Origin of the sequence: Streptomyces sp. NPDC047014 (assembly GCF_040644195.1) — a bacterium.
Classification (GTDB): Bacteria; Actinomycetota; Actinomycetes; order Streptomycetales; family Streptomycetaceae; genus Streptomyces.
Genome location: NZ_JBEYVX010000137.1, coordinates 1 through 10,207, shown reverse-complemented (window position 1 = coordinate 10,207; position 10,207 = coordinate 1). Strand labels below are relative to the sequence as shown.

At 73.6% G+C, this 10,207-nt stretch carries 9 protein-coding genes; 5 read left to right on the top strand and 4 right to left on the bottom strand.

The window, feature by feature from the left end:
- The 3 genes from ABZ873_RS32885 to ABZ873_RS32875 all read left to right on the top strand — a co-directional run.
- Window positions 1-2,565, top strand: a 2,565-nt coding sequence (locus ABZ873_RS32885; RefSeq protein ID WP_360880121.1) for a response regulator, incomplete at its 5' end; no start/stop codon positions are given.
- 136 nt (window positions 2,566-2,701) lie between these two features.
- The gene (locus ABZ873_RS32880) at window positions 2,702-5,104 is read left to right on the top strand and encodes a SpoIIE family protein phosphatase (protein ID WP_360880124.1); all 2,403 of its coding nucleotides are present in this window, start codon (window positions 2,702-2,704) and stop codon (window positions 5,102-5,104) included.
- 106 nt (window positions 5,105-5,210) lie between these two features.
- Window positions 5,211-5,651 carry an SsgA family sporulation/cell division regulator gene (locus tag ABZ873_RS32875; protein WP_360880118.1) on the top strand — a complete coding sequence of 147 codons (441 nt, stop codon included), beginning with the start codon at window positions 5,211-5,213 and terminating at the stop codon, window positions 5,649-5,651.
- A gap of 47 nt (window positions 5,652-5,698) precedes the next feature.
- On the opposite strand, the gene ABZ873_RS32870 is transcribed toward ABZ873_RS32875, so the two are convergent.
- Window positions 5,699-5,956, bottom strand: a complete 258-nt coding sequence (locus tag ABZ873_RS32870) for a DUF6296 family protein (RefSeq protein ID WP_360880115.1) — start codon at window positions 5,954-5,956, stop codon at window positions 5,699-5,701.
- Window positions 5,957-6,052: 96 nt separating this feature from the next.
- Window positions 6,053-6,556 (bottom strand): metallophosphoesterase, encoded by a 504-nt coding sequence (locus ABZ873_RS32865; protein ID WP_360880112.1) that lies wholly within the window; start codon window positions 6,554-6,556, stop codon window positions 6,053-6,055.
- Between the two features lie 121 nt (window positions 6,557-6,677).
- Here ABZ873_RS32865 and ABZ873_RS32860 point away from each other — a divergent pair, with 121 nt between their 5' ends.
- On the top strand, window positions 6,678-7,778 hold the full coding sequence (locus ABZ873_RS32860) for a glutamate--cysteine ligase (RefSeq protein ID WP_360880109.1): 1,101 nt from the start codon (window positions 6,678-6,680) through the stop codon (window positions 7,776-7,778).
- A gap of 365 nt (window positions 7,779-8,143) precedes the next feature.
- On the opposite strand, the gene ABZ873_RS32855 is transcribed toward ABZ873_RS32860, so the two are convergent.
- On the bottom strand, window positions 8,144-8,572 hold the full coding sequence (locus ABZ873_RS32855) for a VOC family protein (RefSeq protein ID WP_360880106.1): 429 nt from the start codon (window positions 8,570-8,572) through the stop codon (window positions 8,144-8,146).
- A gap of 19 nt (window positions 8,573-8,591) precedes the next feature.
- Window positions 8,592-8,987 (bottom strand): helix-turn-helix domain-containing protein, encoded by a 396-nt coding sequence (locus tag ABZ873_RS32850; protein ID WP_360880103.1) that lies wholly within the window; start codon window positions 8,985-8,987, stop codon window positions 8,592-8,594.
- A 171-nt stretch (window positions 8,988-9,158) separates the two neighbouring features.
- On the opposite strand from ABZ873_RS32850, the gene ABZ873_RS32845 reads away from it, so the two are divergent.
- Window positions 9,159-10,079, top strand: a complete 921-nt coding sequence (locus ABZ873_RS32845; RefSeq protein WP_360880100.1) for a SigB/SigF/SigG family RNA polymerase sigma factor — start codon at window positions 9,159-9,161, stop codon at window positions 10,077-10,079.
- Window positions 10,080-10,207: the final 128 nt, after the last annotated feature.

Sequence of the window (10,207 nt, the reverse complement as noted above, 5' to 3'; positions counted from 1 at the left end):
CGCCAGGTCCGCGCCATCGCCGAGGTCGCCAGCGCCGTCGCCGAGGGGGACCTGACCCGCTCGATCACCGTCGACGCCTCCGGCGAGGTCGCCGAGCTCAAGGACAACATCAACTCCATGGTGGGCTCGCTCCGCGAGAGCACCCGCGCCAACCAGGAACAGGACTGGCTCAAGACTAACCTGGCCCGCGTCTCCGACCTGATGCAGGGCCACCGCGACCTCGCCGTCGTCGCGGAGCTGGTCATGGACGAGCTGACCCCGCTCGTCGCCGCCCAGTACGGCGCCTTCTACCTGGCCGAGGACAGCCCCCAGGGCACCGTCCTCACCCTCGTCGGCTCCTACGGACGCCCCGCGGGCAGCGCCGAGACCACCGGCTTCGCCCTCGGTGAGTCCCTGGTCGGCCAGGCCGCGCGCAGCCACCGCATCATCGCCACCGACCAGGTCCCCGGCGGCTACGTCATCTCCTCCGGACTCGGCCACACCAACCCCGGCAGCCTGATCGTCCTGCCGATCGTCGTGGACGACCAGGTCCTCGGCGTGATCGAGCTGGCCTCCTTCACCGCCTTCACCCCCGTGCACCGCGACTTCCTCGGCCAGCTGATGGAGACCATCGGCGTCAACGTCAACACGATCGTCGCCAACGCCCGTACGGATGAGCTGCTCGGGGAGTCCCAGCGGCTCACCGGCGAACTCCAGGCACGCTCCGCGGAACTCCAGGACCAGCAGGAGGAGCTCCAGCGCTCCAACGCCGAACTGGAGGAGAAGGCGGCCCTCCTCGCCAGCCAGAACCGCGACATCGAGGCCAAGAACCTGGAGATCGAACAGGCCCGGCAGGAGCTGGAGGACCGCGCCCAGCAGCTGTCCCTGGCCTCCAAGTACAAGTCCGAGTTCCTGGCCAACATGAGCCACGAGCTGCGCACCCCGCTCAACAGTCTGCTCATCCTCGCCCAGCTGCTCGCCCAGAACCCCACCCGCAACCTCACCCCGAAGCAGGTCGAGTACGCGGGCATCATCCACTCGGCCGGCTCCGACCTGCTCCAGCTCATCAACGACATCCTCGACCTGTCCAAGGTCGAGGCCGGCAAGATGGACATCAACCCCGAGCGGGTCGACCTGCCGCAGCTGCTGGAGTACGTCGACGCCACCTTCCGGCCGATGACCACGCAGAAGAGCCTCGACTTCACCGTCACCACCGCGCCCGACGCCCCCGCCGACCTGCTCACCGACGACTCCCGGCTGCGCCAGGTGCTCCGCAACCTGCTCTCCAACGCCGTGAAGTTCACCGAGCGCGGCGGTGTGGAACTGCGCATCGAACCGGCCGCGGCCCCCGAGGTCCCCGCCACCCTGCACGGCCGCGGCCCCGTCGTCGCCTTCCGGGTACGGGACACCGGCATCGGCATCCCCGAGCAGCAGCTGGAGTCGGTGTTCGGCGCCTTCCAGCAGGCCGACGGCACCACCAGCCGCAAGTACGGCGGCACCGGACTCGGGCTCTCCATCAGCCGGGAGATCGCCCAGCTCCTCGGCGGCGCCGTCACCGCCGAGAGCACCCCGGGCCAGGGCAGCACCTTCACCCTCTACCTCCCGGTCAGCCGGGCGGACTACGAGGAGACCCCCGCCTCCGACGCCCCCGACGCGGCCCCGCACGGCTCCGGCTCCGGCACCGCCGAACCGGGCGGCTCCGGCACCGCCCTCCCGGCGCAGCGCCAGGCCCGCCGGCTGCTGGTGATCGAGGAGCGCCAGGGCGGGCTGCTCTCCCTCGTCGCCGAGAGCGCCGACCGGGACTTCGCCCCCCGGCACCGGCCCGCCGGGGACCGCGCGGCCATCCAGGTGATCAACGCGACGAGCTCCCGGGACGCCGCCGCGGCCCTCGCCTCGGACTCCTTCCACTGCGTCGTCCTGGAACTGGACATGCCCGACGGGGAGGCCCTGCGCTTCCTCGACGCGCTCGACGGGGACCCGGCGCTCTCCTCCCTCCCCGTCCTCGCGCACAACAACCCGCGGCTGAAAACGGTCCAGGAGCGCGCCCTGCGCGAGCGGGCCGCCTCGCGCCGCCTGGAACTGCTGTCGAGCCTGGACGAGCTGCGCGAGCGCATCGTGCTCCACCTCACCGCCGACCAGCCCGGGGACGTCCTGCCCCTGGCCCAGGGCGGCGTGGAGCGGCAGCAGACCGCCCATGTGCTCGACAACGACCTGGCCGGACGTACCGTCCTCGTCGTCGACGACGACGCGCGCAACCTGTTCGCGCTGAGCGGGGTGCTCGAACTGCACGGCGTACGCGTCCTGCACGCGGAGGACGGGCGCAAGGGCATCGACACCCTGCTGCGCAACCACGGGGTCGACCTGATCCTGATGGACGTGATGATGCCCGAACTGGACGGCTACGCGGCCACCGCCGAGATCCGCCGGATGCCCGCCTACTCCGGCCTGCCCATCATCGCGGTCACCGCCAAGGCCATGCCCGGCGACCGGGAGAAGAGCCTCGCCGCGGGGGCCAGCGACTACGTCACCAAGCCCGTCGACGCCGACGACCTGATCGCCCGCGTCCGGCACTGGCTCACCCGGTGAGCCCCGCCCGGCCGGTCCCGGCCGCCCGCTGCGCCGGCCCCGGCCGGCGCAGGCACGACCGTCCCAGCAAGGAGTCGGCAGCACGGTGAGCATCCCCGACACACAGCACTACGACGAGCCCCGGACCCCCGGTCCGCTGACGGCGGAGCCGGCCCGGAGCACCATCCCGCACCAGGCCCCGACCCCCCTGGGACGGCTCGTCGCCACCGTCGAACGGCTGCGCCGCGAGGTACGGGAGGCCCACGCGGCCGCGGACGGCCGGGCCCTGGTCGAACTGGCCAAGGGCATCCTGATCGGCCAGCTCAGCTGCACCCCCGCAGCGGCCGCCCGCCAGCTCGACGACCTGTGCCGCGACACCGGCCTCTCGCCGCTCGAACTCGCCGCCGACATCGTCAACCAGGCCGCCCGGGACCAGGTCAGCGAGGTCGCCGCCGAGTTCGTCGAACGCACCACCGCCGTGGACGTTCCGGCCCCGCCGTCCCCCGCGCTCACCCCCGAGGGGCGGCCCGACACCCTCGCGGTGCGGCTGCGGACCGCCGAGAGCGGGATGCTCGCCGTCGCCGCCGACACCCAGGCCGTCGCCGAATCCCTGCTGACCAACGCCCTCGCGCCGCTCGGGGCCACCGCCGTCGCCGTGTGGACCGCGGCCCCCGACGGCTCCCTGGGCCTCGCGGGACACGCCGGGTTCCCGCCGGGGGAGGCCGCGCGCTGGCACCACGTACCGCCCGGCGTCTCCACCGTGGCCCGGCTCGCGCTGCGCGACCGCCGCCTCGTCGCCCTCGCCCGGCTCAAGCGGGCCGGACTGCCCTCGATCGGCCACCTCCAGTGGCCCGACGGCGGCCGGATCGCCGTACCGGCCGGAACGGGCGGCCGCATACACGGTGTCCTGGAGATCTGCTGGCCGCAGCCGCTGGCGGACCAGCCCCCGCAGATCGAACGGCAGATCGAGGCCCTGGCGGAGCTGTGCGCCCGCACCATGGACGCCTCGGCGCCCGCCGACCCCGCCGCGCCGGACGCCGTACTGCCCGACGTCCGGGAGCTGATCGACCTCGCCGAGGGGCTGCACGACCCGGCCGTCGTCCTCACCCCCGTCCTGGACCCCGCGGGCCGGCTGACCGACTTCCGCATCCGCCACACCAACAGCCGCTTCATCGACCCCGTCGGACGGCAGCGCGGCGACGTCAACGGCTCCCTGCTGCTGGAGGCGTACCCGATGGCCGCCGGCGAGAGCGGCCTCTTCGACGTCATCGAGCGGGTGCACGCCACCGGCGAGCCCTTCCGCGCCGAACGCATGAGCCTCACCGCGCTCGTCGACCAGATCCCCCTCACCTCCGTCGCCGACATCAGCGTCAGCCGGCACGGCGCGGCCGTCCTGCTGATCTGGCGCGTCGAGGACGAGACGGCCCGGCTGGCCGACATCCTCCAGCACGCGCAACGCCTGGGCCGGATCGGCGGCTTCGAGGAGAACCTGCTCACCGGGGAGACCACCTGGAACGCCCAGCTCTACTCCCTGTACGGGCTGCCCGCCACCGCGCCGCCCGTCCGGCTGCGGGAACTGCCCGGCTACGCCCACCCCGACGACTCCGCCGCCCTTGGCCGCTTCCTGCGCGCGGTGCTGCGCCACCGCCGCCCCGCCTCCGTCAACCTGCGCCTCCAGCGGGCCGACGGGATCACCCGCCACATCCGCGTCGTCGCCGAGCCCGTCTTCGGCGCCGACCAGCGGCTGCACGCCGTACGCGGCGCCTACCAGGACATCTCTGCCCAGCACTGGACCGAGGTGGCCCTGGCCGCCACCCGCGACCAACTCGCCCATACGGCGGCCGAGTCGGCCGAACGCAACCGGCTCGCGCTCCAGCTCCAGCACGCCATCATGCCGCCGACCCCGCCGGCCGTCGAAGCCCCCGGGCTGCGGGTCGCCGTACGCTACCGGCCCGCCGAGACCGAGTCGCTGGTCGGCGGCGACTGGTACGACACCGTGGTCCTGCCCTCGGGGCTGATCATGCTCTCGGTGGGCGACGTCGCCGGGCACGGCATCGAGGCCGCCACCGGCATGGTGGTCCTGCGCAACGCCCTGCGCGGCCTCGCCGTCACCGGGGCGGGACCCGCGCAGCTGCTGTCCTGGCTGAACACCGTCACCCACAACCTGGCCAAGCACGTGACGGCCACCGCCGTCTGCGGGCTCTTCGACCCCGGGACCCGGGTGATGCGCTGGGCCCGCGCGGGGCATCTGCCGCCGGTCCTCGTACGCGGCACGGAGGCCGAGGCGTTCCCGCTCATCGAGGGGCTGCTGCTCGGGGCCGTGCCGGACGTGACCTACGCCGAGCGGGAGGTGCAGCTCGCACCGGGCGACACCCTGCTGATGTTCACGGACGGCCTGGTGGAACGCCGGGACTCCTCCGTCCAGGACTCGCTCGGCCACCTCGTCCACGCGGCCGCCTCCTGCCCCGGCGACCTGGACCAGAGGCTCGACCGGCTGCTCGCCGGAAGCCGGTCCGACACCGACGACGACACCTGCGTGATCGGGATCCAGGTGGGCTGAGGCGGCGGCGGGGCGGTTTGGGACGGCCGAGAGCGAACAGACGCGGACGGAAGGCGTCTGCCAGGGCGCCGGCCGCCCACCGCCCTCCGCGCAGAAACGAGTCCTCATGGCCCGCCAGCGTTCCGTCGCCGAGCACGACCTGATCCTGACGATGGAGATCCACCAGCTCAGGGACCAGCTGCGGTTCCCGCTCGGCGCGGAGTTCCGGTGGTGTCCCGGAGCCCCGCTCGACGTCGAGCTCACCTTCCACCCGCCGGGCGCCGCCCCCGTGACCTGGATCCTCGGCCGCGATCTGCTGACCCGCGGGGTCCGTACGCTCGTCGGCGAGGGCGACGTACGCATACGCCCGGCCTCGGGGCCGGGCCGCGAGGGGCAGGCCCTGCTGCGGGTGGGGGCCGAGCCCCAGGTGGCGCTGTTCGCGCTGGACCGGGCGGAGCTGCGGTCCTGGCTGGAGGAGACCTGGGAGGCGGTCCCGGCGGAGGCCGAGGCGGAGCGCCTGGACTGGGCCTTCCTCGACGCCCTCCTCGCGGGACACCCGGGCCGCTAGGGCCAGTCCGGTGCCCGCCGGTGCCCGCCGGTGCCGCCGGTGCGCGCTCAGCCCACGGCGCGGGCCCGCAGTGCGCGGGCCGGTTCCTGGCCGCCGCCGCTCGCGAGCACCCGTACCTCGCCGTGGTCGCTGATCTCGGCCCGGACGATGCCGGTGGCGTCCTCGTAGACGGGGTGGCCGCCCGGTCCGGAGGCTTCGGTGCGCGTCATCCTGACCACGTCCTCACCGGTGCCGTCCGCGGAGGCGAAGACCACCTCGTACGCGTCCACCTGCCGGGAGCCCTGGGAATCGTGCACCGTGCCCATCGGCGGCCCTCCTGCCGTGCGTGTCGTGTGCCGTTCGCACGGCGCCGGTCCCGCCCCCACCTGCCACGCTAAGCCCGCCGCGACGAGCCCGCCGCCTCAGGACCGCACCGGCAGCCGGTGGAGCTCCACGTCGCGCAGCGTACCGTCCAACGCACTCAGCGTCATGAACGTGTGGTGCGGCTGACGCCGCCGGTCCGTGGGGGAGCCGGGATTGAGCAGGCGCAGCCCGCCCGGGGCGGTGGTGTCCCAGGGGATGTGGCTGTGGCCGAAGACCAGCACGTCCGTGCCGGGGAAACGCGTGGCGCAGCGCCGCTCGCGCCCGGCGGCCGGCCCGGTCTCGTGGACCACGGCGAAGCGCAGCCCGCCCAGCTCGGCGCGGGCGATCTCGGGCAGCCGGCGGCGCAGCCCCGGCCCGTCGTTGTTGCCGTACACGGCGAGGAGCCGCCGGGAGCGGGCCTTCAGCAGGTCGAGGGTGGGCTCGTCGGTCCAGTCCCCGGCGTGGATCACCACATCGGCCGCGTCCACGGCCGACAGCAGCGCCTCCGGCAGGAGCCTCGCCCGGGCGGGCACGTGCGTGTCCGAGGTCAGGAGCAGCTTCACGGACCCACGATAGGCCGTGGCGGAGCCGTGACACCGGCCACGGCCGGACCGGGCATACCCCGGGCCGGCAGGGGCAGGCGGAAGGGGTTCCAAGGATGTTCGAGGCGGAGGAAGAGGCCGGATGCGCAGTGTGGGAGTCGAAGAGGAGCTGCTGCTCGCGGACGCGGAGAGCGGGGAGCCCCTGGCCCTGGCCGGGGCCGTGCTCGCCGCCGCCGACGGGGACCAGCACCCGCGCGGGCACACCTTCGAGTCGGAGCTCCACGAGGAGCAGGTGGAGTTCGCCACCAAGCCGGTGATGGACATGGCCGCCCTCCAGGACGAGATCGTCCTGTGGCGCGCCGAGGCGGCCCGGCACGCCGCGACGGCCGGCGCGGTCGTGGCCGCCACCGCCACCACCCCGCTGCCCGTACGGCCCTCCCTCTCGCCCGGACACCGCTTCGAATGGGCGGCCCGACAGTTCGGCATGACCGCCCAGGAGCAGCTGACCTGCGGCTGCCATGTGCACGTCGCGGTCGAATCGGACGAGGAGGGCGTGGCGGTCCTGGACCGGATCCGGCCCTGGCTGCCCGTGCTGACCGCCATGAGCGCGAACTCGCCGTTCTGGCAGGGCGAGGACACCCGGTACGCCAGCTACCGCAGCCGCGTGTGGAACCGCCTGCCCTCCACCGGTCCCATGGACGTCTTCGGCTCCGCCGAGGACTACCACGCCCAGGTGCGGGCCATGGTCGGCTCGGGGGTGCTGCGCGACCGGGGGATGGTGTGGTTCGACGCCCGGCTGTCCGCGTCCTACCCGACCGTGGAGATCCGGGTGGCGGACGTCTGCCTCGACGCCTCCACCCCCGTCCTGCTCGCCGCCCTGGTCCGGGGCCTGGTGGAGACCGCCGCCCGCTCCTGGCGGGCCGGTGAACCGCCCGCCCCGGTCAGCACCGGCATGCTGCGGCTGGCCGCCTGGCAGGCGGGCCGCTCGGGGCTGGACGGGCCGCTGCTGCACCCCGCCACGATGAGCCCGGTGGACCCGGCGGAGGCCGTCGAGGCCCTGTACCGCCATGTCGGGGACGCGCTGGCCGATACGGGTGACGAGCGCCGGGTCCGCGAGGGCATCACCGCCCTGCTGGAGCGCGGCAACGGGGCCCGCGTGCAGCGGGAGCTGCTGCGCTCGAAGGACGATTTCGCGGAGGTCGTCCGGGAGTGCGCGCGGATCACGGCGGCCGACCCCCGCTGACCGGTCCTGGGCCGCGCGGTGCGGGTGCATCCATCCGGTCCGATGCATCCGGTCCGAGTACGCGGCCGGGTCCCGGGCAGGCGAGGGGGCGAGGCCGCCGAAGGGAAGCCATTCCATGATGATCGCCGCGTTGCTGCTCCTGCCCGCCCTCCTCTGCGCCGTGCTGGCCCTCGGCCGGTACGAGGAGCTCCTGCTCGGACCCGGTGCGGATCCCGCGGGCGCGGATCCAGCGGGGGCGGACCCCGTGGGTGCGGATCCCGCGCCGGTGGCCGCCGTACGGCCGCCGGAGACGGTCCCCGCCGCGACGGGCCGGCACCGGCTGCGGCCCCGGCACCGGGCGGGCACGCCGGTGGCGGTCGGGGCGGTCAGCCGAAATCGGGCAGGATCAGGGAGCCGTCCTCGGACAACGTGAAGCCGGGATTGTTCGCGATCTCCCAGGCGTGACCGTCCGGGTCGGTGAAGACACCCGAATAGAAGCCGATCGCATTGACGGCCGCGGGCCGGGTGAGGGTGCCGCCGGCCCGCGCCGCGGCCGTCAGCAGGGCGTCGACCTCGGCGTCGGTGCGGACGTTGTGCGCGAGGGCGATACCGCCGAAGCCGTTGGGCGGGCTGTACGGGACCCCGCAGTCCGCGGCCAGTTTCCGGCGGTCCCACAGCACCAGGGCCAGGCCGCCCGCCTGGTGGAAGACCGTCTCCTCGACCTCGGTGCCGCGCCAGCCCAGGGCGGCGTAGAACTTCTTGGCGCGGGCGAGGTCCGAGACGCCCAGGGTCACGAGGCTGATGCGCTGTTCCATGCCGCCACGGTAAGGGCGGTCACACGCTCGCGGTGTCGGATGCCTCACGTACGGCTGACTCGCGTACGCCTGACTCGCGTGCCGCGGGCTCGTCCGGATCGGTGCCGGGAGCGGGCGGACCGGCGAGGTAGGCCAGCAGGCCCGCGATCTCCCGGCCGGCCTCGGCCGGGTGGCGGAAGCGCGCGGCGGGCGCCACGACATAGCGGTTGCGCCGGCCGTCCCGGGTGCGGGTGAGATAGCCGTCCGCCTGCAGGTCAGTGACGATCGCCTGCACGGTGCGCTCGGTGAGACCGCAGTCCACCGCTATGTCACGCAGGCGGATACCGGGGTCGCGCGCGATCGCGATCAGAACCCGGGCGTGGTTCGTCAGAAAGGTCCAGCGGTTCCTGCGGGACCCCGTGTGTTCGCTGTCCACGCGGCCATTCTTGAGCGCCGACTCGCGAAAAGCAATTCCAGAAGAACGTTTCCGGTATAACTTGACGTGTGTCCACGGCTTCGGCAGGGTGCAGGTGAGCGGAAGCCAGTTTCCGCATGACCGAACGACCGCGCACAACGCACCGCAAGCACCCGTGCCCAAGGAGCGACAATGACCTTCACGGCCACGGCCGAGTCCCTGATCCCGGCGATCCACCGGCCGACCCGTTACACCGGTGGCCCCGCCGCGACACCCGCGCTCAGCGGGCTCCCGGACGTACCCTGTCCGCGCGAGCTGCCGACCGCCGACGCCCGTCAGCTGACTCGCGTCTTCTTCGAACGGCTCCGCGCCCTCGAAGAGGGGACCCGTGAGTACCAGTACGTGCGCAACACGCTCATCGAGATGAACATCTCGCTGGTGCACTTCGCGGCCCGCCCCTTCCGTGACCGCACCGGCGGCCCGGAGAACGAGGACATCGTCCAGGTCGGCATCATCGGTCTGATCAAGGCGATCGACCGCTACGACCCCGAGCGGAACACCCAGTTCACCACGCTCGCCGTGCCCTACATCACGGGCGAGATCAAGCGCCACTTCCGTGACACCACCTGGGCCGTACGGGTGCCGCGCCGCCTGCAGGAGCTGCGCCAGCTGCTGGCGCAGGCCACGGAGGAGCTGACCTCCGTCACCGACCAGGCGCCGACCCCGGCCGAGCTGGCCGCCTTCCTGGACCTGGACGAGGACGAGGTCCGCCAGGGCCTGGTCGCCGCCAACGGCTACTCGACCCAGTCCCTCGACGCCCCGCAGGACTCGCCGGCCGCCGGCACCCGCGCCCAGTCGGGCGGTCCCGCGCGCAGCCTGGTCGAGACCATGGGCGACATCGACCCCGCCCTGGAGGCCGTCGAGGACCGGCACGCGCTGGCGCCCCTGCTGGCTGACCTGGACGAGCGCACCGCGCGGATCCTGGAGATGCGGTTCGGGCAGGAGATGACGCAGGCGGAGATCGGCGCCGAGATCGGCCTCTCCCAGATGCACGTGTCCCGGCTGCTCAACCGCACGCTGGGGGACCTGCGCAAGGAACTGCTGCAGGACTGATCCGATCCCAGCCGATCGGACGGTTCCGCCGGCCGCCACGCAGGGTACGTGGGGCAGCACGGGCGGCGGCGGCACGAACGGCGGCCCCACCGAGGACTACCGGCCGCCGTCCGCGTTCCTGGAGTGAC

Excerpts from the sequence above, each read along its gene's own strand:
- ABZ873_RS32875 (WP_360880118.1), top strand. The coding sequence starts at position 5,211 with ATGGCCCGCCAGCGTTCCGTCGCCGAGCACGACCTGATCCTGACGATG.
- ABZ873_RS32870 (WP_360880115.1), bottom strand. The coding sequence starts at position 5,956 with ATGGGCACGGTGCACGATTCCCAGGGCTCCCGGCAGGTGGACGCGTAC.
- ABZ873_RS32860 (WP_360880109.1), top strand. The coding sequence starts at position 6,678 with ATGCGCAGTGTGGGAGTCGAAGAGGAGCTGCTGCTCGCGGACGCGGAG.
- ABZ873_RS32855 (WP_360880106.1), bottom strand. The coding sequence starts at position 8,572 with ATGGAACAGCGCATCAGCCTCGTGACCCTGGGCGTCTCGGACCTCGCC.
- ABZ873_RS32845 (WP_360880100.1), top strand. The coding sequence starts at position 9,159 with ATGACCTTCACGGCCACGGCCGAGTCCCTGATCCCGGCGATCCACCGG.